The following is a 22,595-nucleotide window of genomic DNA, read 5'->3' as shown; positions in this document are numbered from 1 at the left end:
GGGGATCAGGAGGGTGAAGGAGCCTCGTCCTCGCGCTCCATGCGCTCGGGCGCGGTGAGGCCGAGGATCCACAGCCCGTTGCGCAGCACGATCTGCACCGCCCGGGTGAGGACGAGCCGCGCGCCCCGCAGGGCGGCGTCGTCCACCAGGACGGCCAGGCCGGGATTCCGCGACGGGTTCCCGGAATGATACCAGGAGTTCACGGTGCCGGCGGTGCGCTCCAGGTAGTCGCACAGGACGTGGGGCGCACGCTGCTCCGCGGCCCGCGCCACGACCTCGGGAAATTCGCCGAGCTGACGCACCAGGTCGCGCTCCGCGGGCTCGCGCAGCCGCTTCAATTCCGCATCCCCGTGCACGGTGGTGGCATCCACGCCAGCCTTGGCGAAGACGGAGCACATGCGGGCGTGCGCGTACTGGATCTTGAACAGAGGGTTCTTCTCGGAGCGGTCGAGCGCCGTGTCGAGGTCGAACACCAGGTGCGCATCGGGCTTGCGCATCTGGAAGAAGTACCGGGTCACGTCCGCCCCGACCTCGTCGATGAGCGCGCGCAGGGTCGTGTAGGAGCCGGCGCGCTTGGACAGCTTCACCTCTTCGCCCTCGCGCTCCACGGTCACCATCTGGTGGAGCACGTACTCCGGATAGTTCTCCGGCAGGCCGAGCGCCTGCAGCCCCGCACGGACGCGCGCCACCGTACCGTGATGATCCGAGCCCTGCACGTTGACGGCGTGCTTGAAGCCGCGCTCCCATTTGGTGACGTGGTAGGCGACATCCGGCAGGAAGTACGTGGGCGACCCGTCGCTCTTGATCATGACGCGGTCCTTCTGGTCACCGAACTCGGTGGTCCGTAGCCAGACCGCACCGCCGTCCTCGTAGACCAGGCCCGTCTCGCGCAGACGCCGCACGGTCTCCTTGACCCGTCCGTCCGTGTAGAGCGACGACTCCAGGTAGTACTCGTCGAACAGGACGCCGAACTGCTGCAGGTCTTCGTCCTGCTCCTTGCGGATCATGTCCACCGCGTAGCGCCGCATCGCGTCGAGGGCTTCGGTGGAGGCGATCCCCTCGTAGAGGTCACCCACCTGCGCGTGGAAGGCCTGCGCGATGTCCATCACGTAGTGGCCGTGATAGCCGTCTTCGCGCACCGGCTCCGGACGGCCCAGCACCTGGTGGTAGCGCGCCCAGACGGACTGGGCGAGGCGTTCGATCTGCAGCCCCGCGTCGTTGTAGTAGAACTCGCGCTGGACCTTCCAGCCGGTCCATTCGAGGAGCGACGCGATGGCGTCGCCCAGCGCGGCCTGGCGGCCGTGACCCAGGTGGAGCGGCCCGGTGGGATTGGCCGAGACGAACTCGACCATCACCCGCTCGCCCCGGCCCACGTCCCCGCGGCCGAAGCGTTTGTCGCCTTCCAGGATCCCGCGCAGCTCGTCGGCGATCTCGCCCGAGCCGAAGCGGAAATTGAGGAACCCGGGGCCGGCGATGTCCACGGACTCGATGGTGTCCGGCGGAAGGTCGAGCCGGTCGATCAGCTCCTGCGCGATGGCGCGGGGCGGGCGGCCCAGACGGCCGGACAGCGTGAGGGCGACGTTCGTGGCGAGATCCCCGTGGGTGGGATCGCGGGGGCGCTCGAAGCGGATCTCGTGGTCTCCGACCCCGAGGTCGGCGAGCGCCCGCTCGAGGGCGGCGCGAAGGAGGTCCTGGGCCATGCCTCAGCCGTCGCTCTTCCCGGACGAGTCGGCCTTGGGCTTCCCGGGCGAGTCGGCCTTGGATGCATCGGCCTTGGGCGCATCGGTCTTCGCGGCGCCGCCCCCCTCCTTCTCCGCCTTCTTCTTGTAGTCGCTGTCCCGGTAGTCGGTGATGTAGAAGCCGGAGCCCTTGAACAGCAGCCCCGCTCCGGCCGAGAGCTGCCGCGTGGCCGGCTGGCCGCACACGGGGCAGTCGGCTCCGGGCTGGTCGTTCATGCGTTGGAAGACCTCGAACTCGTGGCCGTCCGGGCAGCGGTATTCGTAGGTGGGCATGGGCGTCTGCAAGCGGTCCGTGGGCAAACATGAAAAGCTAACCGGGTGCCCCCGGAGCGACCAGCACGAAGCCTGCCGCGATCGGGTGTGCCCCACCCCCCCCGGTCCGAGCCCGCCCGGCGTGCCGTGCGACCCGCGCCTCCGCGGTCAGCCGCCCTGGGGATGCGTGTCGTACGTGCCCCAGACGCCTCGCAAGGTGTCGCTCACCTCCCCCAGGGTGGCGCCCGCCCGCACCGCCGGGACGATCCGGTCCAGGATGGGGTCCGACCCCGCGGCCGCCTGCCGTACCGCGTCCAGGGCGGCCGTGACGGCCCCGCCGTCGCGCTCGGCCCGGTGACGGGCCAGACGGGTGCGCTGCCCGGCCTCGAGGGCCGAGTAGTCGGGTTGGGGCTCGGGGTGGGCCGGCCCCCCTTCGGTGAAGCGGTTGACGCCCACCACCACCTTTTCGCCCGACTCCACCGCCAGCTGATGGGCGTACGCAGCCCGGTGGATCTCCTCCTGCATGAACTCGAGGGCGTGCGCGGCGCCCCCCATCTCGTCGATGCGGGTCAGGTAGGCGCGCGCCGACTCCTCCAGCCGGTCGGTGAGCGACTCCACGAACCAGCTTCCGGCGAGCGGATCGACGGTCCGGGGCGCACCCGACTCGAAGGCCACGATCTGCTGCGTGCGCAGCGCCAGGCGCGCCGACTCCTCCGTGGGCAGCGCGAGCGCCTCGTCGAACCCGTTCGTGTGCAGGGACTGCGTCCCTCCGAGCACGGCGGCCAGCGCCTGCAGGGTCACGCGCACCACGTTGTTGAGGGGCTGTTGCGCCGTGAGCGTGGAGCCCCCGGTCTGCGTGTGGAAGCGCAGACGGCAGGCCGCGTCCGACGCCCCGTAGCGCTCGCGCAGGAGACGGGCCCAGAGCCGACGCGCGGCGCGGAACTTGGCCACCTCCTCGAAGAGGTCGTTGTGCGCCGCGAAGAAGAAGGAGAGGCGCGGCGCGAACGTCTCCAGGTCCAGCCCGGCGCTGCGCGCGCGCTCCACGTACTCGAGCGCGTTCGCCAGCGTGAAGGCGATCTCCTGGGGCGCGGTGGAGCCGGCCTCACGGATGTGGTAGCCGGAGATGGAGATCGGATTCCAGCGCGGGACCTCGCGCGCGGCGAACGACAGCACGTCGGCCACGAGCCGCAGGCTGGGCTCCACCGGATACACGTAGGTGCCGCGGGCCACGTACTCCTTGAGGATGTCGTTCTGGACCGTGCCGGACAGCCGCTCCCGCGGGATCCCGCGCTCGTCCGCGACGGCGACGTACAGGGCCAGCAGGATGGGGGCGGTGGCGTTGATGGTCATCGACGTCGAGACCTGCCCCAGGTCGATCCCGTCGAACAGCGTGCGCATGTCCGCGATGGAGTCGATCGCGACCCCCACGCGTCCCACCTCGCCCGTGGCCATCGCGTGGTCGGAGTCGTAGCCCATCTGGGTGGGCAGATCGAACGCGACCGAGAGCCCCGTGGTGCCCTGTGCCAGCAGGTAGCGATAGCGCTGGTTGGTCTCCTCGGCCGTGCCGAAGCCGGCGTACTGGCGCATCGTCCACAGCCGACCCCGGTACATCGTGGGGTGCACACCGCGCGTGAACGGGAACGACCCGGGGTGCTCGTCCGCGGGACCGGTCCCCGCGTCGGGGCCGTACACCAGGTGGACGTCCAGACCCGAATCGGTGTGGGCCGGACCCTGCTCGTCCTTCATGCCGCCTCCACGGGAGCCATCTCGATCAGCACCTGGTCCTTCTCCACGGTCTGACCCGCGGAGACCCGGATCCGGGCCACCACGCCGGGCGCCTCCGCCTTCAGCTCGTTCTCCATCTTCATGGCTTCCACGATCACCAGACCGCTTCCCTTCTCCACGGTCTGACCCTCCTGGACGTCGACCCGCACGACCAGACCGGGCATCGGGGCGCGCACCGGGCGGGGACCGGCCGCGCGGCCCGCCGCCCCGGCCACCTGCCGGGCCCGCAGGGCGCGCTCGTCCGCGACGTCCGCGCGCACAGGCTCGCCGTCCACCCGGAGCCGCCACCCTCCCTCCGCATCGCGCTCGCCCCGGACCGCCGCCGTACGGCCGTCCACCGAGAGCAGGCCACCGGGTTGGCCGTCGCGCTCCACCCACTCCACGTGCACGGGCCGGCCGTCCACCTGGACCGTGGAGTCGTCCAGATCCACGTCGAAGTCCTGGCCGTCGATCTGCACCCGGTATCTCATGGCTCGCTCGGGTCGGGGGGAGAGGCGCGGGGCACGGCCGGAAGATCCCCTTCCGCGCCCTCGCGGTCCAGCGTCACCACGGTCTCCACGTGTGCCGTCTGCGGGAACAGGTCCAGCACCCGGACCCGCGACGCGCGGTAGCGCCCGAGTCGGGCGAGGTCGCGGGCCAGCGTCGCCGGATCGCAGCTCACGTAGATCAACCGGGGCGGACCGGACCGCTCCAGCAGGTCGGCCACGGCCGGGTCCAGACCGGCCCGCGGTGGGTCGACCACCACCAGGTCTGCGGGAAGCGCCTCGCGCAGCCGCGCCTCCACGCGACCCTCCAGCACCGCCAGGCCGGCCCGGCGGGCAGCGGCGGCTCCGACCGGGTCCGCCTCGATGGCCTGCACCCGCGCCCCCAGGGCGGCCAGAGCCCGACCGAAGAGGCCGGCGCCTGCGTAGGCGTCGATCACCCGGGCGCCCGGGAGCGCGCCGCCGGCGGCCCCGACCACCCATTGCTCCAGGACCTCGGCGCCGGACGGGTTGACCTGTGTGAACGCCCCGGGACCGAGCGGCGAGACGGCCTCGTCCGCCTCGGCCACGTCCGGATCCCCGGCCAGCAGACGGGCGGCTCCACGCTCGGGCCGACTCCACAGCGCCCGCACCGCCGGGGCGTCCGCCAGCAGGGCGTCCGGTTCGCCGCGGCCGCGCCCCCCCTCCACGGTGAGCACGACACCTCCCTCCACCCGCCGCACCGCGAGTCGGAGCGCCGCCCCTCCGGGAAGCCGGCAGGCCCCCGGACCCCAGGCGCCCCGGATCTGCGTCCACGCGCGCTCCACCACCGGATCCAGGATCAGGCAGCCGGAGGGGATGTCGACGACGCGCCCGGGCCGGTCGACGGCGTGGAAGCCCGCCACCACGCGGCCGCCCGCCAGGCGACGGAGGTGGAACTGGGCGCGGACGCGGTAGCCGAACGGCTGCGGCGCGGGCTGGGCCGCTTCGACCGGCACCGCCCGTCCACCGATCCGGGACAGGGCGTCCTCCACGATCGCCCGCTTGGCGCCGAGCTGCGCGTCGGCCTCGAGATGCTGGAGGGCGCACCCCCCGCAGCGGGCGTAGTGGACACACGGCGGCGGGGCTCGATCAGGTCCGGGATGCACGACCCGGATCGGGATCGCCTTGGCCCACTTCTTCTTGACCTCGGTCACTTCGACCTCGATCTCATCTCCCGGCGCGCTGCGGGCCACGAAGACCACCCGGCCGTCGGCCAGGCGCCCCACCCCGGCCCCTCCGGCCGCGATCCGATCGATCCGGACCCGCTCGCTCAGGCGCCGCCGCTCCCCCCGGGCAACCCCGCGCGGCGCCACGCCGAGAAGCCGTGCGCCGACCCGTTGGCACTGGCCAGGCGGGGACGCTCCCGGCGCCGTCGCTGCTCCTCCAGCAGGGCGGCAGCGACCGCGGCCAGCGTGCGATCCACGTGCTCCCCCGACCCCTCCAGCAGCTCGGGGTGCTCGTCGAGGTAGCGGATCGACAGCGCGCCGGCCTGGAAGTCCGCTTCCGCGGCGATCCGACGCAGGAGCGGCGTGCAGGTCTCCACCCCGTCGATGGCGAGCTCGCCGAGGGCCCGGCGCAGGCGGGCGATGGCGGCCTCCCGCGTCGGGGCGTGCACGACCAGCTTGGCCAGCAGCGGGTCGTAGTGGAGCCCGACCTCCGTGCCCACCTCCACGCCGGCGTCCCAGCGCACCCCCGCGCCCCCGGGGACCGACAGCGCCTCCACCCGCCCGGTCGACGGCAGGAAGCCGGATGAGACGTCCTCGCTCGTGATCCGGCATTCGATCGCGTGCCCGGAGAGGGTGACGTCCTCCTGGCTCCAGGGGAGGGCTTCGCCTCCGGCCACCCGCAGCTGCCACTCCACCAGGTCGATCCCGGTGACGAGCTCCGTGACGGGATGCTCCACCTGGATCCGGGTGTTCATCTCCAGGAAGAAGAACTCCCCCTGCTCGAACAGGAACTCGACCGTGCCGGCGCCGACGTAGTCGACGGCCTCGGCCGCGCGCACGGCCGCCTCGCCCATGGCGGCGCGCTGCTCCGGGGTGAGGACCGCCGAGGGAGCCTCCTCCACCAGCTTCTGATGCCGCCGCTGGATGGAGCACTCCCGCTCGCCCAGGTGCAGGACCCGGCCGGTGCGGTCCCCCAGCACCTGGATCTCGATGTGACGGGGCCGGTCCAGGAAGCGCTCGACGTAGACCGCACCGTCGCCGAACGCGCCCTGCGCCTCCCGGGAGGCGGCCTCGAGCGCCCGGGCGAGCTCCTCCGGCTCACGCACGACGCGCATCCCCTTCCCCCCACCCCCCGCCGAGGCCTTGAGCAGGACGGGGTAGCCGATGTCTGCCGCCACCCGGCGCGCCTCGTCCGCGTCCCGCAGCGGATCGACGGCACCCGGCACGATGGGGACGCCCGCGTCCGCCATCCGCCGACGCGCTTCGGTCTTGTCGCCCATCGCCGCGATGGTGTCGGGGTCCGGACCCACGAAGACGAGCCCCGCGTCCTGGACGGCCCGTGCGAAGGCGGCCCGCTCCGCCAGGAAGCCGTAGCCGGGATGGATGGCCTCCGCCCCGGCGCCCCGGGCCGCCTCGATGAGGCGGTCGGCGCGCAGGTAGCTCTCGGAGGCGGCAGCGGGGCCGATGTGGACGGCCCGATCGGCCAGGCGGACGTGGGGCGCGGCGCGATCCGCGTCCGAATAGACCGCGACGGATCCGATGCCCAGCTCCCGGCAGGCCCGGATGACGCGGACGGCGATCTCGCCGCGGTTGGCGATCAGGACCGACTTCAGCACGGGCGGCTCCTTCCCGGAAACGGACGACGCCGCCGGCCCCGAGGGGGGCGGCGGCGCCTCAAGGTAGGACCACGGCAGGCGGCGTTGAAGTGCCCGCGGCGCCCCGGCCGGGCGCGCGGTCCCTACCGTCCTGTCCGGCCCTCGACCGTGGTGCGCTCCCCGTCCCGGACGATCTCCAGCTCGACGGGCTCGTCGTCCTCGTACGAGCCCAGCACGCGCAGCACGTCGCGGGGCTCGTCCACGGCGCGCGCGCCGATCGCCAGGATCACGTCGCCCGCGCGCAGGCCCAGCGAGGAATCGTCCTCCACGTCCAGGACCAGCACGCCTTCCTCCGTCCCGAAGTAGCGACCCAGCTCGGGGGTGAGCGCGTGGAGCTCGAGGCCCGCCGCCCCGCCGAACCAGAACGCCCCCGGGCCCCCCCCGAACACCCGCATCCGCGGCTCGTCCTCGAAGGAGAACGACCTGAGACCCTGCCCGAGGTCACGAGCCCGATCCATCAGCGGCAGCATGCGTTGCGAGATCAGTGCGTCGTCGTTCTCCTCGACCACCACGGTCGCGGAGCGCTCGTCCCCGTCCCGCAGGAACCCGACCTCCACCCGGTCACCGGGATCCCAATCCCGGGCCAGCTCCATGAGGCGCTGGACCGGGACGGAGCCCTCGCCGCGCACGCGCCATCCCCGGCGCCCCTCGCGGGGCTCGTCCAGCGGGCTTCCGTTGATGGACAGGATCACGTCTCCCTCCCGCAGACCGGCCTCCTCCGCCGGGCTCCCTTCCGCCACGGTCGTGATCTCCGCGCCCCGCCCGTCCGCATCGGCGCGGAGGCCCACGCCCATCCGGGCGCGGGGCGCGCCCAGGCTCAGCACCCGCACGCCGGGTCCTTCCCAGCGCGGCCCATCCTCGCAGGCGCACTCGCGGTCGGGCGGGGGCGGCGCCTGCTGGGCCGCCCCGGGCGTCGTCACGGCACCCGCCATCCCCGCCAGCACGAATCCCAGCGCACCCGCTCCCGCCGTCTTCCTGGCCATCCCCGTCCTCCTGGTGTGAATCGTCCCCACGGCCATGGGATGCGGCGCGACGGCCGACCGTTGCCGGTCGGCGCGGGGGGATCGCCAGACGTGGGAGGGATGCCGCGGTGACCGGCCGGAGGTGCAGCGATCGCTGCCACGGCCGACGACAGCACCAGGGGGCGGATCTGAGCGCATCCGGCTCCGCGCCGTGACGGCGCGGGGTGGGCGCTGCCTACAGCGGGATGTTGCCGTGCTTGCGGGGGGGATTGGAATCCCGCTTGCCCTGCAGCATGTCCAGCCCCGAGATCAGGCGGCGCCGCGTGTCCCGCGGATCGATCACGTCGTCCACGTAGCCACGGGCCGCGGCCACGTACGGGTGCGCCAGGCGCTCGCGGTATTCCTCCATCCGCGCCGTGGTCGCGGCCTCGGGGTCGTCCGCCTCGGCGATCTCCTTCCGGAACAGGATCTCCACCGCACCCTTCGGACCCATGACGGCGATCTCGGCCGTGGGCCAGGCGAGGTTGAGGTCGCCCCGGATGTGCTTGGAGTTCATGACGTCGTAGGCGCCGCCGTAGGCCTTCCGGGTGATGATGGTCATCTTGGGCACGGTGGCTTCGGCGAACGCGTAGAGCAGCTTGGCGCCGTGGCGGATGATGCCACCGTGCTCCTGGGCCACGCCCGGCAGGAAGCCCGGGACGTCCTCGAAGACGACCAACGGGATGTTGAACGCGTCGCAGAAGCGCACGAAGCGCGCACCCTTCTGCGACGAGTCGATATCCAGGACCCCGGCCAGCACCTGGGGCTGGTTGGCGACGACGCCCACGGCGTGCCCCCCGAGGTGGGCAAAGCCGGTGATGAGATTCGCCGCGAACAAGCCGTGGACCTCGTAGAACTCCGCGTCGTCCACGATCTCGCGGATCACCTCGTGCATGTCGTACGGGCGATTGGGCGAGTCGGGCACGATCTCCAGCAGGCGGTCCGAGCGACGGTTGGACGGATCGGACGTCTCGCGCCGTGGCGGCGCCTCCAGGTTGTTCTGGGGCACGAAACGGAAGAGGTCGCGCACGGCGGCCAGCGACTCGGCCTCCGAGTCGTGCACGAAATGGCAGACGCCGGAGCGGCTCGCGTGCACGTCGGCACCCCCGAGGCTCTCCATGTCCACGTCCTCGTGCGTCACGGTCTTCACCACGTTGGGACCGGTGACGAACATGTAGCTGATGCCGCGGACCATGTAGACGAAGTCGGTGATGGCCGGCGAATACACCGCGCCACCCGCACAGGGACCCAGGATCACCGAGACCTGCGGCACGACGCCCGACGCGAGCGTGTTGCGCAGGAAGATGTCGGCGTAGCCCCCGAGCGAGACGACGCCTTCCTGGATGCGCGCCCCCCCGGAGTCGTTCAGCCCGACGATCGGGGCACCGTTCTTCAGCGCCAGGTCCTGCAGCTTGACGATCTTCTCCGCGTGCGCTTCCGACAGCGAACCACCGAGGACCGTGAAGTCCTGCGAGAAGACGTAGATCAGTCGGCCGTGCACGGTGCCGTAGCCCGTGACCACACCGTCCCCGAGGAACTGCTGGCCGTCGAGCCCGAACTCGCGCGATCGGTGCGTCACGAAGCGATCCAGCTCGACGAACGAGTCCGGATCCAGCAGCAGGTCGATGCGCTCGCGAGCCGTCAGCTTGCCGCGCTTGTGCTGGGCCTCGATGCGGGCGGCTCCCCCGCCCTCCAACGCCTTCCTCCCCAGCGCATCGAGGCGCGCCAGCCGTTCTTCGAGCGTCATGCCTTCGTCAGTTGTTGGGCCGGTCGAGCAGACGGGGTCGTCCGTCCTCCAGCAGGTAGAGCTGGTGGCGCCGGACGATCTGCCCACCTTCGATGGAGATGACGCCCGTGGCGCCCGGGAAGTCGCGGATCCCTTCGAGCTGGGCTTCGAGGTCCGCGGGTGTGCGCGCACCACGATCGATGGCCTCGAGGATCAACGAAGCCGCGTCGTAGCCGTAGGCCGGGATGGGACTGCGCAGCGTCTTGCGCACGACCGACTCGTAGCGCTCGACGAAGCGGCGGTGCTCGGCGGATTCCCCGTCCGGATCCCGGGGGGACGCCACCACGACGCCGTCGAGATGGCGGACATCCACACGATCGAGCACGTCGGGGCTGGCCCACGATCCCGTGCCCAGCACGCGCACCCCGAGTGAATCCAGCGAGAAGAACGATACCTGGGGCGCGATCAGCTCGACGTCGGACTCGGGTACCGGCAGCACCACGGCCTCGGCCCCGAAGTCCGCGACGCCCATGAGCTGTTCGCGGAAGAACGTGGTGCCGGGCTCGTACGTGAATTCGCGCACCTCGCGGCCCGGAGCGGCGCTGCCTTCGCGGTAGGCCTGCGCGAAGCTCTGCGCGTCCGCCGTGGCGGCGGGGGTGCGCGGATAGACGACCGCGACCCGACGGAAGCCCTGCTCGACCGCATAGTCCGCGAGCGCCCGGGCCGCGCCCGGCTCGGTGGCCCCGAGCGAATACACGCCCTGGTCACCGGGCACGCGCTCCGCGGTGGGCGAGATCAGCGCCAACTCGGAGGCGCGGGTGCGCGCGGCGGCGACGAGCTGGTCGTCCAGGAGGGGGCCGATGACGCCCACCGCGCCCGCGGCCTCCAACTCCCGCAACGATCGTTCGGTGCGGGCGGGGTCGCCCCCGTCGTCGCGGATCTCCAGACGGACCGGCCGCCGCGTGTCCCGGGCGCGCGTCTCGAACGCCACGCGCACGCCTTCCTCGATGGCCGACGCGTACTCGCGCATCACCGGTGAGCCGGTGCTGGGAAGCAACGCGCCCACGGCCACGCCGTCGCCGAGGACGGCTTCCGCGTTGCCGGACACGATCGATTCGGCGATCCGGCGATCCTCCGCCGTCAACGACTCCTGCAGGAGCGCCCGGGCGATCTGCGCCGCGCGCGCCACCTCGTCCCGGAAATAGAGCCCGACGGCGGCCTCCAGCTCCACCAGGTCGCCCATCGGGCCCGGCCCCACCTGCTCGGCGAGCACCAGCAGCGTGTCGGTGGGGATGCGGCGCACCGCCGTACGCGCGAGGTCCACCCCGGTCCTCCCGCTCGCCTGCGCCTCGGCCGCGGCCAGGTCCAGGAGCGCACGGACGGCGGCGGTCGGTTCGCTCGCGTCCAGGAAGGCCTCCGCGGCGAACCGGGCCGCGGTGAGCCGGCGCTCGTCTCCTTCCGGCAGGACGGCCACGAACCGTCGGGCGTCCGCCGCCGCGTCGGCGGGCGCGCCGGCGCGGCGCTCCGCCTGGGCCCGGATCCACAGGGCCTGCGCCGTCCCCGGCACGCTGGCGAATTCATCCACGATCCGCGTGGCGAGCGCGCGAGCCTGGGCATCGTCTCCGCGCTCCAGCGCGGCCCTGGCTTCACCGAGCAGGCGCGCCGCCGTCGCCTCCGCGCCGGCGCTCGGCGCTGCACCCCGCTCGATGGCGGGGTCGGTGGGTACGGCCGGCCCGGGATCGACCGCACCGCCCTGCTGCACGGGGAGGCACCCGGCGACGCCCAGGAGTGTCACCAGAGCACCATGCGCGAACCGCCCAGCCGCCCGAAGGCGACCGGGCGATCCACTGGCACGGCCCAACGGTCCGCGCACGACCCGGCCCGGCTCGGCTACTCCGCGGACGCCGATTCGCCGGCCTCCTCGGCGCCGCTCTCGGCAGCGACCGGCGTGAGACGCCGTCCGGGCTTGCGCTCGGGCAGCGTCGTGACCGTCAGCACGATCCGGCGATTGGTGGCGTCGGACTCGAGGACCTTCACGTCCACCTTCTCACCGGGCGCATAGTACTCGTCCAGACGCTCGGGGTCGTCCACGCCGGTGTGCGTGGGCGGCACGAAGGCCTCGATGTCGTCTCCCATGTCGACGACCACGCCGCCTTCCTGGTTGCGGACCACGGTGGCCTCCTGCTCCACGCCGGGCGCGAAGCGCTCGACGATCTGAGGCCACGGGTCGTCCAGCAGTTGCTTGATCCCGAGCGAGATCCGCTTGCCCTCGGCGTCCACGTCGAGGACCATGACCTTCATCTCCTGGCCCTTCTCCACGACCTCCGACGGATGCTCGACCCGCTTGGTCCAGCTCATGTCGGAGACGTGCACGAGACCGTCGATCCCGGGCTCGATCTCCACGAACGCGCCGAAGGACGTGAGGTTGCGGACCACGCCGTCCAGCACCGTTCCGGTGGGATACTTGACCGGCAGGGCCAGCCAGGGGTCCTCCTCGATCTGCTTCATGCCGAGCGAGATCTTCTCGTCGGCCGGGTCGACCTTCAGGACCACGGCTTCGATCTCGTCCCCGATGTTCACGAGCTTGCTGGGATGCCGGACGTTGCGCGTCCAGGACATCTCGGAGATGTGCACCAGACCCTCGACGCCCTTCTCCAGCTCGATGAAGGCGCCGTAGTTCGTGATGGAGACCACCCGGCCGCGCACGCGGGAGCCGACCGGATACTTGCGGTCGATCTCGGTCCACGGATACGGGAGCAGCTGCTTGAGGCCGAGCGAGATGCGCTCGCGGTCCCAGTCGATGTCGAGGACCTTGATGTCCAGCTCCTGACCGATCTTGACCACCTCGGAGGGATGCCCGACCCGGCCCCACGACATGTCGGTGATGTGGAGCAGTCCGTCCAGACCGCCCAGGTCGATGAAGGCACCGAAGTCCGTGATGTTCTTGACCACGCCCGCCCGGACCTGACCGACCAGCAGCTCCTTGACCAGCTTCTTGCGCTTGGACTCGCGCTCGGTCTCCAGCAGCACGCGGCGCGAGACCACGATGTTCCGGCGACGCTTGTTGAGCTTGATGATCTTGAAGTCGTACGAGTCGCCGAGCAGATCCTCGATGTTCGGAACGCGACGCAGCGCGATCTGCGAACCCGGGAGGAAGGCGTCGACGCCCATGAGGTCCACCGTCACGCCGCCCTTGATCTTGCGGCTGAGGGTGCCCTTCACCGGACGATCCTGCTCGTAGGCCTCCTTGATGCGCTCCCAGACGCGGAGGAAGTCCGCCTTCTTCTTGGAGAGCACCACCACGCCCTGCTCGTCCTCGAGGCTCTCGAGGAGCACCTCGATCTCGGCGCCCGGCACCAGGGTGGCGGGATCCTTGAACTCGTCGAGGGGAACGGTGCCTTCGCTCTTGAAGCCGAACTCGAGGATGACGTTCGTCTCGTTGACGCGAAGGACCTTCGCCCGGACGATCTCGCCCTCCTTGACGTCCTGGAGGGTGTCCTCGTAGTCGGAGAGCAGCTTCGCGAAGTCGTCTCTCGAGATGGAGAGATCGTCGTCGCCGTAGGGATCGTCGAGCAGGTGGGGGTCGGCGTTGCCGACGAACATCGTGTTGGCCATGGACCTTCCGGGAGCCGCGGGACGGCTCTGTGTGTCCGGGCGCGCGGAGGGAACCCGGGATGGGGTCGTGGGTGCGACCGCGCCGCCATCCGACGGACACGCGCACAGGAACCTCGGGGCCCCGTCCCTCACGGAGCCCGGTTCCTGGACAGATCGGTAAGCTAGATCTGGCCCCTCAGGGCGTCAACCGACGGACGAGGGCCAGGACGGCCTCCACCTGGGCCGCGAAATCGAGCGCGGACGTGTCGATGCGGTGGGCGTCTGGGGCGGCCCGGAGCGGGCTCAGCTCCCGGTGCGCGTCCGCGAAATCCCGGTCCCGGATCAGGGAGGCTTCCACCTGCACCGCGTGGGCGTCGCCCGGCTCCGAACCCCGCTCGCGAAGGCGCCGGCGGGCGCGCTCCTCGAGGTCGGCCGTGAAGAACACCTTCACGTCCGCCTGGGGGAAGACGACCGTCCCCATGTCGCGCCCGTCCGCGACCAACCCCCCGCCCGCGGCCGCGTCGCGCTGGAGCCGGAGCAGCACCGAGCGGACGGCCGGCAGCCCCGCGACCGCCGAGACGTGGGCGGTGACGAGCGGGCTGCGCAGGTCTGCATCGGGGATGGGCTCGGAGCCCTGCAGGACCTCCACACCGGACGGGCCCGGTCGGGCCGCGACGCCCAGCCCCTCCAGCTCGGCCGCCGTGCGGCGCTCCCAGGTGGACAGCTCCCAGCCGGATCGGAGCAACGCCCAGGTGAGCGCGCGGTAGAGCGCTCCCGAGTCCAGGTGACGGAAGCCGAGCCGCCGGGCGACCTCCCGCGCCGTGGTGGACTTCCCCGACCCGGCCGGTCCGTCGATGGTGACGACGGGACGTCGACTGCCCGCGGAGGCGCCCCACCCGTCCCGGCGCAGCCGCTCCAGGGTCGTGAAGAAGGCCGGGTAGCTGACGGCCGCCACGGCGGGATCGTCGATCTCGAGCGCCGCGCCCGGGAGGGCGCCCAGGACGCCGAACGCCATCGCGATCCGGTGGTCGTGCCGGGTCTCCACCCGTCCGGCCAGCGGCCCGGTGCCGCCGCTCACCTCGAAGCCGTCGGGGAGCTCACGGGCCTCGGCGCCCACCGCCCTCAGGTTGTCGACCACGGCCCGGATCCGGTCGCTCTCCTTCACCCGGAGCTCCTGGGCCCCACGCACGCGCGTCACACCCCGGGCGCGGGCGCCCAGCACCGCCACCAGGGGGAGCTCGTCGATCACGGCCGGGACCTCGTCGGCGCCGACCTCCGTGGCCTCGAGCTCGGACGGCCACACCAGCAGGTCCCCGCGGGTCTCCCCGTCCAGATCGGCCGCGGCGGCCACCTCGACCCGCGCCCCCATGCGGGCCAACACGGCCAGCAGGCCGGTCCGCGTGGGGTTGAGCCCGACGTTGCGGATCCGGAGCGGCGGCCCCGCCGGGCGCAGGACCCCCCAGGCGAGCCAGAAGGCGGCCGCCGAGAAATCCCCCGGAACGTGCCAGGTACGGGCCACGAGCCGGTCCGGAGGGTCGCGCAGCTCGACGCGCCAGGCGCCCTCGTGCCAGTGCTCGATCAGGGGAACCCCCGCCGCACCCAGCATGCGCTCGGTGTGATCGCGGGAGCGCCGGGGCTCCGCGGCGAGGACCCAGGCACCCCCCACCATCCCGGCCAGGAGCAGCGCGCTCTTGACCTGGGCGCTCGCCACCGCCGAGCGGTGATCGATGGGCGCGAGGGCGCCGCCGTGGATGCGGAGCGGGAGACGCCCCGGGCCCTCCAGGGACTCGCATCGGGCCCCCATGAGTCCCAGCGGCGCGGTGACGCGCTCCATGGGACGGCTCCGCAGCGACACGTCCCCGTCCAGGACGGAGGCGAAGGGGCAGCCGGCCAACACCCCCGCCAGGAGCCGGGCCGTGGTTCCCGAGTTGCCGCAGTCGAGCGGACCCGCGGGCGGCGTGAGCCCGTGCAGACCCACGCCCGATACCCGGCTCTCGTCGGGGTCGAGCTCCGAGATGGAGACGCCGAGCGCGCGCAGGGCGGCCGCGGTGGAGCGCGTATCCTCGGAGACGAGCGCCCCCAGGATCCGGCTCTCGCCCTCCGCAAGGGCGGACAGGATCAACGCCCTGTGCGTGATGGACTTGTCGCCTGGTACCTCCAGCTCGATCACAGGTCGGGTTCCCGTCCGGAGCGCGCATCCCCCGCCCCCGAGGCGGCAGGGATCTCCTCCTCCGGGAAGGGCACCTCCACGACGAGGCCGTCATGGGCGACCGTCACGGGGCGGAACACCTTGGCGGCCTCGGCCTCCAGGGCCCCCGGCGCGTCCGCGTACCGGGCCGAGATGTGCGTGAGGATCAGCCGCCGCACGCCGGCCGCGCGGGCCACCTCGGCCGCCTCCCGGGCCGTGGAGTGCCCCGTCTCCCGGGCGCGATCGGACTCGGCGTCTGCGAAGGTGGCCTCGTGCACGAGCAGATCTGCGGCCCGGGCTGCCTCGGTGATGGCCCGGCAGGGGCGGCTGTCTCCCGAGAAGACCACCTTCCGCCCGGGACGGGTCGGACCTACCACCTCGTCGGGGGTCACCGTCCTCCCGTCCAGGTCGACCGTCTCCCCCCGGTGCAGCCGCCCGAACAGAGGCCCGGGCGGCACGCCCAGCTCGCGGGCCCGCTCCACGTCGAAGCGGCCGAGCCGCGGCTCCTCCTCCAGGGCCCATGCGAACGCAGGGGTACCGTGCTCGGCCGCGACGGCCCGGAGGCGGAAGCCGTCGCGTTCCACGACGTCGCCGGCGGTCAGCTCCGTCACGTGCACGGGAAAGGCGACCCGCTCCACGCCCAGACGCACCGCGTCCTCCAGCACCCCGCGCGACCGGGGCGGCCCATACAGACCGATGGCATCCGTCCGGCCCTGCAGCGCCATGGTGCGCAGCAGGCCCGTGAGCCCCAGCAGGTGGTCCGCGTGGACGTGGGTGAAGAAGATGTCGGTCACGGCGAAGCCGGTCCCGTAGCGCATCATCTGACGCTGGGTCCCCTCGCCACAGTCGAACAGCATCAGCGACGCTTCGCGCTGAACCGCGAAGGCGCTCACGCCGCGCCCGACGGTCGGTCGGGCCGCGGCCGTTCCCAGGAAGGTGATTCGGATCACGGAGGCTGGCTCAGGCTGCCACAAGAAAACCGGCGGGAGGGACGAGGGTCAAGGCGGCGGACGTCGTGTCCGCGCGCCGACCGGGCCCGGTCGACCCCTGTCGGCTCCCTCCGGCCCGTCCTATCGTCCCGGAACGCCCCGACCCGGAGGACCCATGACCGATCGTCGCCAGTTCCTCGGTGCCATCCGCTATCCCGCCGCCGCGCTCGCGCTCGGAGGCGCCCTGCCCACACCGGTGTTCGCGCGCTCCGCGGCGGAGATCGTCGGCGACCTGGCGGCCACTCCGGGCACTCCGGACGAGATCGCCGCCAACGAGGACTTCTGGGTCGAGGTGCAGCGCGCGTTCTCCGTGGACCGCACGCTGGTCAACTTCAACAACGGCGGCGTCAGCCCCTCACCGGTCTGGGTGCAGGACGCCATGAAGCGGCACCTGGACTACTCCAACCTCGCACCCGCCTACACGATGTGGCGCGTGCTCGAGCCGCAACGGGAAGGCGTCCGTCAACGGTTCGCCCGGGAGTGGGGGGTCGATCCCGAAGAGGTCGCGTTCACGCGCAATGCGTCGGAGAGCCTGCAGACCGTCCAGCTCGGCATCGACCTGCAACGCGGCGATGAGGTCCTCACGTCCACGCAGGACTACGGTCGGATGATCACGACCTTCCAGCAGCGCGAGCGCCGGGAAGGCATCGTGATGAAGCAGATCCAGCTGCCGGTGCCCGCCGAGGACACCGCGGAGGTGGTGCGGCGCTTCGAGGCGGGCATCACGCCGAAGACACGCATGATCCTGATGTGCCATATGATCAACCTCACCGGGCAGATCCTGCCGGTCCGCGAGGTAGCGGCGATGGCCCGTCGGCACGGGATCCCGGTCGTGGTGGACGGCGCACACGCGCTCGCCCATTTCGACTTCAAGATCTCCGACCTCGAGTGCGACAACTACAGCACGAGCCTGCACAAGTGGCTGTTCGCCCCACACGGGACCGGAATGCTGTGGGTGCGTCGGGACAAGATCGCCGACCTGTGGCCGCTGATGGCGGCTCCGGAGGGGATGGACGCCAACATCCGCAAGTTCGAGGAGATCGGCACCCATCCGGCGGCGAACTACCTCGCCATCGGGGAGGCCCTCACGTTCCACCAGGGCATCGGCGCCGCGCGCAAGGACGCACGCCTGCGCTACCTGCGTGACCGCTGGGCGGACGCCCTGCTGCAGCACGACCGCATCCGCCTGCACACCAGCCGCCAGCCCGGTCGCTCGTGCGGCATCGCCAACGTACAGGTCGAGGGCGTGGACACGGTGGCGCTGACGGAGTGGTTGTGGTCCGAGCACCGCATCCTGGTCGTCGCCATCAAGCACCCCGAGTTCGAGGGCCTGCGGGTGTCGCCGTCGGTGTACTCCTCGCTGGAGGAGGTCGACCGCTTCACGGACGCGATCGTCACCGTGCTCCAGCGAGGCCTGCCGGCGTGAGGCGTGCGCGGGCCGTCGGCGCGGCGACGGTCCTGGCGATCCTGACCCTGCTGCCGGCGGCGGGGCCGCGCCACACGGACCTGGAGAGCAGCCAGCCCGCGGCCGACCAGCGTCTGGCCGAGGCGCCGGGCGAGATCCGCCTGCGGTTCACCACGCTGGTGCAGCGCGCGCTGTCGAGCGTGGAGCTGCGGGCTCCCGACGGCGGGCTCGTCCCGCTCGGCGCGCTCGACTACGCACCCGCCAGCGGCGACCGCGAGCTCGTGGCCCGCATCGCGGCCCCGCTGGGCGCGGGGCTCCACCAGGTGACGTGGCGTACCGCGGGTCCTGATTCCCATCCCGTCTCCGGGAGCTTCGCGTTCACGGTCGAGCGTGGCGCCACCTCGGTCGGGGACCAGGCGGCGGATACGCTCCCGGCCGCGCCGCCGCCCGTGGCCCCGCAGGCCGGACCCGCTCCGCCCCCACTCGCGCCGCACGATCCGCTCGGGCTCGCCGGGCGCTGGCTGTTCCTGCTGTCCACGACGCTGCTCATCGGCGTCGTGACGTTCCGGTGGTCGGTGGTCGCGCCGGCCGCGCGCCGCGGCGAGACCGCGCTGGCCGACGCGGCCCGGACCGGCCTGCGGCGTCTGGGGTGGATCGGCGTGCTGCTGGCGGGCACGGGCGCGGTGGTGCGCGTCTTCACCCAGGCCGGCGCGACCGGGACGGGCGCGCTCCCACTCCTCTTCCAGACCCCGTGGGGATGGGGATGGTGGCTGCACCTGGGCGCAGCGCTGCTCTTCGCCTTCGGATTGCTTCGCGCGGCGCGCTCCACGACCGGACGGGCGGGCTGGGTCGTAGCCACGGTCGCCGCCGCGCTCGCGACCCTGGCACCTCCGCTCTCCGGACACGCGTGGGCGGTGGACGGAGCGAGGCGGGTCCCGTTGCTGGTTGCCGATACGCTGCACGTCGCCGCCGCGGGCGCCTGGATCGGTGCGCTGGCGGGCCTGGTGTTCGTGGCGCTGCCGCTGTTGCGCCGCGCGCGCGACGCCGACGGTCGCGTCCCCGCCCTTCCCTCGTGGATCGCGTCCTTCTCCCGCGTCAGCCTGATGGCGGTCCTGGTGCTGCTGGCCACGGGAGCCGTCAACGCCTGGGACCGCGTCGGGGCGTTCGGGGCGCTCACGGGCACCGGCTACGGCCGCACGCTCCTCCTCAAGCTGGGGCTGCTGGCCGGGGCGGCCGCGCTCGGGTTCTACAACTGGCGGGTGGTGCGCCCCGCCCTGCAGGAGCAGCCGCGCGTGGGCTTGCTGCGCATCCCCGCCACCCTGGAACTCCTCCTGGGCCTCGGTGTCCTGCTGGTCACCGCCGCCCTGATCGCCACCCACCTCCCCTGAGCCTGGACCTCGTCATGACGCGCGTCCGCATTCCCGTGCCCGACCTCTCCTGCGGTCACTGTGTCCACTCGGTGCGCTCGGCGCTCGAGCCCCTGGTCGGCGTGTCGGACGTGGACGTATCGCTCGAGCGCAAGGACGCAACGGCCACGGTCGCGGACGGGACGGACCCCGCCGCCCTGACCGCCGCCGTGCGCGACGCGGGCTACACCCCGGGCGCGGTGGAGACGGTCTGATGCTGGCCCCTGCGGGCCTCGTCCTGGCCGGTGTGCTGGCCCTGTGCGGACCCGCGCCGGCTCCGGCCGCGGCGCCCGCCGATACCGTCCCGTACGCCACGCTCTACGACGCCGGCACCCCCTTCGGAGTGTTCCTGAAGAAGGCCGACCAGCGCGTCGAGACCTGGCAGGGCAACTTCGCGCGCGCGGTGGTGGCGCCCGAGCTGCAGGCCCGCGCGCGCGCCGCCGGAGCGTATCGGTTGCTGGTGATCGCGGAGGACTGGTGCGGCGATTCGGCCAACACCATCCCGTACCTGGCCCGCCTGGTGGATCAGGTCCCGGACCTGGAGATGCGGATCGTCGACTCCAATGCCGGCCGGCCCGTCATGGAGGCGCACCGCACGCCGGACGGACGAGCGGCCACCCCGACGGTCGTGGTCCTGGACGCGGAGGGCGCGCAGGTCGGCTGCTGGGTGGAACGGCCCGCACGCCTGCAGACCTGGTTCCTGGAGAACGAGGCGCGCCTGGAGCGGGACGTGCTCTACGAGCGCAAGTATGCCTGGTACGACGAGGACGCGGGCGCCAGCACCGTCTCCGACATCGTCGCGCTGTTGGAAGCGGCTCGCGCCGGCCGGCCGCGCTGCCCCGGAGGCTGATCCGCCCCGCGCGGACCGTTTGGCGCTCCGGGTTCGACCGACGTCGTAGCCACAGTCGCGGCGGGCACGGGGGCAATGCTTCTCCCCTCTTGGCCTCTCAGCGAGGCGGCGCGCGATCGAAGTGCCGGGGGTGGGAGTCGAACCCACACGGGCCGAAGCCCCGGGGAGTTTAAGTCCCCTGCGTCTGCCGTTTCGCCACCCCGGCGCGCTCGGTCGCCATCACGCGGACCGGCCTGAGGCCGTCCCGGGGCACGGAACTTGTCTGCGCCCCGGTGGTTTCACATCGCCCGCTCCGTCCGCCCCCGGATCCATGCCCACCTCGATCGGACACGTCGTCGGCGGATACACCGCCGTCGAGCTTGTCGGCGCCCGACCCGGCTCCACGCCCCGCAGCCGCCTGCTGTGGATCCTGGGCCTGTCCATCGTGGCCGCCAACGCGCCCGACCTGGACTTCCTGCCCGGTCTGATCCTGGGCCGCGCCACGGCCTTCCATCGCGGGCCCACCCACTCGCTGCTCGCCACCCTGGTGGTCCCGCTGCTCCTCGCCGGCCTCACGCGCCGCTGGACGGGATCGTTCTGGACGGTCTTCCTGGCCACCTGGGCGGCCTATTCGTCCCACGTCGTGCTGGACCTGCTCATTCCCGATCCGCTGGGTGAAGGAGGCATCGGGCTGCTCTGGCCGTTCTCGCGACGGCCGTTCTCGTTCGAGCTGGCCCTGCTCGAGCCCTTCGACGGTCTGCGGCGCTTCGATGCGGTGGGGCTGAACGTCAGCTTCACCCGCACCCTCCTCAGCTGGACCGGCGTCCGCGTGTTCCTGGTCGATGCGGTCCTGGTCTCTCCCCTTCTCCTGCTGGTGCCGCTGGCCCGGGCGCTGCGGTCCCGGGCGGGGCGCCGCCGCACGCTGGCCGCCGCCGAGTGAATGCGAGGGTCCGCCGACGGTCGCGGACCGTGCGGCCCCATGCGGTCGCGCGCTACCGGCGGGTGAAGGTGACCGAGAGCGCGTCCACGCGGTAGGTCCGTTGGCCAGGGGCTCCGACGGCCACGCCGATCGACACCCAGGCCGTTTCCTGCTCCTCGCCGGTGTCCAGCAGGAGGCTCTGCGTGAGCGGGGTCCAGGTCACGCCGGTGCCGCCGCTGGCATCGCCGAGGGGGCCGTCCACCGCCACGGTCCCGGTGGCCGACGGGGCGTCCAGCGTCGCGCCCACCACCGCGCTCCAGGGCGTGACGCCCGGCGCGTCCTCGCTGCCCACCTGGAACCCGATGTCGACCCGGTACTCCTCCTCGGCGGCGACGGCGAACGCGCGCTCGATCCAGACCCGGCCATTCCCCGTGGCGTCGTCGACGGTGAAGCGAAGGGACGCCTGCCCGTCCACGGCGGAACCGGCATCCGACTGGATGCTCCAATCCACACCGGGCGTGAGTCCTCCGAGCGCGGCGGCACTCCAGCCTTCGAGGCTGCCTTCGAAGGACCAGCGCTCGTCGATCTCGGGAACGATGGTGATCTCACCGGGATCGCACACGCCGGCCCAGCACACCGCTCCGAGCGCGCCGATCAGTCCCACCCGCCTCACCAGCATCCGATTCCTCCGGGGTTCCGCCATCATCCCTGCAATATAGCCGGTGGGTCGGGTCGCCCCCACGGCGTCAGGGATTGAGGCGCGTGAGGGTCCAGACGCCCCCGCGCCCGCGCTCGTAGCGGAAGCGATCGTGCAGGCGGAAGGCGCCGTCCTGCCAGAACTCGATCCAGACGGGGGTGAGGCCGAACCCCGACCAGTGCGGGGGCCGGCTCACCGCCCGGCCCTCCCATTCCTGCTCCAGCGTCCGCACGCGTCGCTCCAGCGTGGCGCGCTGGTCGAGCGGCTGGCTCTGCTCGGAGGCCCACGCGCCGAGCTGGCTTCCCCGAGGCCGGCTCGCGAAGTAGGCATCGGCGACCTCGGGTTCGACGGGCTCGACCGGCCCGGTGATGCGGACCTGCCGGCCCAGCGGCTCCCACCAGAACGTCAGCGCTGCCCGGGGATGGACCCGGAGCGAGCGGCCTTTCGCCGAGTCCAGGTTGGTGTAGAAGACGAAGCGGCCCTCCTCCAGCCCCTTGAGGAGGACGATCCGTCCCTGGGGAAAGCCGTCCTCGCCCAACGTCGACAGGCACATCGCGTTGGCCTGCGCCACGGCCGGGGCGGCCTCCGCGTCGGCGAACCAGGCGCGGAACTGCTCGATGGGATCGTCGCTCAGGTCTTCGCGTTCCAGGCCCACCACACGCCTCCTCGTTCGGGGTGGGGAGCAAAGATGGGGTCCTGTCCCCGCCGGGCAAGCCCGCGCTCGACCGCCCGCCGGGTTGC

At 72.4% G+C, this 22,595-nt stretch carries 19 protein-coding genes and 1 tRNA gene; 5 read left to right on the top strand and 15 right to left on the bottom strand.

Translation table 11 applies throughout. The features are described 5' to 3' along the window. Positions 1 to 5: 5 nt before the first annotated feature. The 12 genes from argS to rnz all read right to left on the bottom strand — a co-directional run bounded on the left by argS (position 6) and on the right by rnz (position 16,559). Complete coding sequence (gene argS / locus R3E98_04770) at positions 6 to 1,700, bottom strand: arginine--tRNA ligase (protein ID MEZ4422697.1); 1,695 nt, start codon at positions 1,698 to 1,700, stop codon at positions 6 to 8. A gap of 3 nt (positions 1,701 to 1,703) precedes the next feature. Further along, positions 1,704 to 2,012: an FmdB family zinc ribbon protein gene (locus tag R3E98_04765; GenBank protein MEZ4422696.1), complete on the bottom strand. Its 309-nt coding sequence runs from the start codon at positions 2,010 to 2,012 to the stop codon at positions 1,704 to 1,706. Positions 2,013 to 2,159: 147 nt separating this feature from the next. After that, on the bottom strand, positions 2,160 to 3,737 hold the full coding sequence (locus tag R3E98_04760; GenBank protein MEZ4422695.1) for a methylmalonyl-CoA mutase family protein: 1,578 nt from the start codon (positions 3,735 to 3,737) through the stop codon (positions 2,160 to 2,162). Further along, positions 3,734 to 4,246, bottom strand: a complete 513-nt coding sequence (locus tag R3E98_04755; protein ID MEZ4422694.1) for a biotin/lipoyl-containing protein — start codon at positions 4,244 to 4,246, stop codon at positions 3,734 to 3,736. The genes R3E98_04760 and R3E98_04755 overlap by 4 nt, the downstream gene beginning before the upstream one ends. After that, a complete protein-coding gene (locus tag R3E98_04750) occupies positions 4,243 to 5,592 on the bottom strand; it encodes a TRAM domain-containing protein (protein ID MEZ4422693.1) in 1,350 nt (449 codons plus the stop codon). Before R3E98_04750 ends, R3E98_04755 begins: the two co-directional genes overlap by 4 nt. Beyond that, positions 5,550 to 7,061: an acetyl-CoA carboxylase biotin carboxylase subunit gene (locus R3E98_04745; protein MEZ4422692.1), complete on the bottom strand. Its 1,512-nt coding sequence runs from the start codon at positions 7,059 to 7,061 to the stop codon at positions 5,550 to 5,552. The genes R3E98_04750 and R3E98_04745 overlap by 43 nt, the downstream gene beginning before the upstream one ends. A 122-nt stretch (positions 7,062 to 7,183) precedes the next feature. Further along, positions 7,184 to 8,083 (bottom strand): PDZ domain-containing protein, encoded by a 900-nt coding sequence (locus tag R3E98_04740; protein MEZ4422691.1) that lies wholly within the window; start codon positions 8,081 to 8,083, stop codon positions 7,184 to 7,186. A gap of 214 nt (positions 8,084 to 8,297) precedes the next feature. After that, positions 8,298 to 9,848 (bottom strand): acyl-CoA carboxylase subunit beta, encoded by a 1,551-nt coding sequence (locus R3E98_04735; GenBank protein ID MEZ4422690.1) that lies wholly within the window; start codon positions 9,846 to 9,848, stop codon positions 8,298 to 8,300. Positions 9,849 to 9,855: 7 nt separating this feature from the next. Continuing rightward, positions 9,856 to 11,622 (bottom strand): penicillin-binding protein activator, encoded by a 1,767-nt coding sequence (locus R3E98_04730; protein ID MEZ4422689.1) that lies wholly within the window; start codon positions 11,620 to 11,622, stop codon positions 9,856 to 9,858. A 95-nt stretch (positions 11,623 to 11,717) separates the two neighbouring features. After that, complete coding sequence (locus R3E98_04725; GenBank protein MEZ4422688.1) at positions 11,718 to 13,442, bottom strand: 30S ribosomal protein S1; 1,725 nt, start codon at positions 13,440 to 13,442, stop codon at positions 11,718 to 11,720. A gap of 175 nt (positions 13,443 to 13,617) precedes the next feature. Then, a complete protein-coding gene (gene aroA / locus R3E98_04720; GenBank protein ID MEZ4422687.1) occupies positions 13,618 to 15,591 on the bottom strand; it encodes a 3-phosphoshikimate 1-carboxyvinyltransferase in 1,974 nt (657 codons plus the stop codon). Then, positions 15,588 to 16,559 (bottom strand): ribonuclease Z, encoded by a 972-nt coding sequence (gene rnz, locus R3E98_04715; GenBank protein ID MEZ4422686.1) that lies wholly within the window; start codon positions 16,557 to 16,559, stop codon positions 15,588 to 15,590. Before rnz ends, aroA begins: the two co-directional genes overlap by 4 nt. A 154-nt stretch (positions 16,560 to 16,713) precedes the next feature. Here rnz and R3E98_04710 point away from each other — a divergent pair, with 154 nt between their 5' ends. The 4 genes from R3E98_04710 to R3E98_04695 are packed head-to-tail and all read left to right on the top strand — an operon-like array spanning position 16,714 to position 20,259. Then, positions 16,714 to 18,024, top strand: a complete 1,311-nt coding sequence (locus R3E98_04710) for an aminotransferase class V-fold PLP-dependent enzyme (GenBank protein ID MEZ4422685.1) — start codon at positions 16,714 to 16,716, stop codon at positions 18,022 to 18,024. Next, a complete protein-coding gene (locus R3E98_04705) occupies positions 18,021 to 19,391 on the top strand; it encodes a CopD family protein (GenBank protein ID MEZ4422684.1) in 1,371 nt (456 codons plus the stop codon). The genes R3E98_04710 and R3E98_04705 overlap by 4 nt, the downstream gene beginning before the upstream one ends. A 14-nt stretch (positions 19,392 to 19,405) precedes the next feature. Continuing rightward, entirely contained in the window at positions 19,406 to 19,624 is a 219-nt protein-coding gene (locus R3E98_04700; GenBank protein MEZ4422683.1) for a heavy-metal-associated domain-containing protein, read from the top strand. Next, positions 19,624 to 20,259 carry a thioredoxin family protein gene (locus tag R3E98_04695; GenBank protein ID MEZ4422682.1) on the top strand — a complete coding sequence of 212 codons (636 nt, stop codon included), beginning with the start codon at positions 19,624 to 19,626 and terminating at the stop codon, positions 20,257 to 20,259. Before R3E98_04700 ends, R3E98_04695 begins: the two co-directional genes overlap by 1 nt. Positions 20,260 to 20,381: 122 nt before the next feature. On the opposite strand, the gene R3E98_04690 is transcribed toward R3E98_04695, so the two are convergent. Next, a tRNA-Leu gene (locus tag R3E98_04690) sits at positions 20,382 to 20,464 on the bottom strand. Positions 20,465 to 20,569: 105 nt separating this feature from the next. Here R3E98_04690 and R3E98_04685 point away from each other — a divergent pair. Continuing rightward, complete coding sequence (locus tag R3E98_04685; GenBank protein MEZ4422681.1) at positions 20,570 to 21,178, top strand: metal-dependent hydrolase; 609 nt, start codon at positions 20,570 to 20,572, stop codon at positions 21,176 to 21,178. Positions 21,179 to 21,230: 52 nt separating this feature from the next. On the opposite strand, the gene R3E98_04680 is transcribed toward R3E98_04685, so the two are convergent. Together R3E98_04680 and pdxH are read right to left on the bottom strand one after the other, a co-directional pair. Continuing rightward, positions 21,231 to 21,836, bottom strand: coding sequence for a hypothetical protein (locus R3E98_04680; GenBank protein MEZ4422680.1), 606 nt, complete (start codon positions 21,834 to 21,836; stop codon positions 21,231 to 21,233). Positions 21,837 to 21,903: 67 nt separating this feature from the next. Beyond that, positions 21,904 to 22,509 (bottom strand): pyridoxamine 5'-phosphate oxidase, encoded by a 606-nt coding sequence (pdxH, locus tag R3E98_04675; protein ID MEZ4422679.1) that lies wholly within the window; start codon positions 22,507 to 22,509, stop codon positions 21,904 to 21,906. Between the last annotated feature and the right edge of the window lie 86 nt (positions 22,510 to 22,595).

Source organism: Gemmatimonadota bacterium (genome assembly GCA_041390125.1).
GTDB lineage: Bacteria > Gemmatimonadota > Gemmatimonadetes > Longimicrobiales > Gaopeijiaceae > JAGQIF01.
The sequence above is the reverse complement of the archived record's forward strand: the minus strand, read 5'-3'. Positions and strand labels throughout refer to the sequence as shown.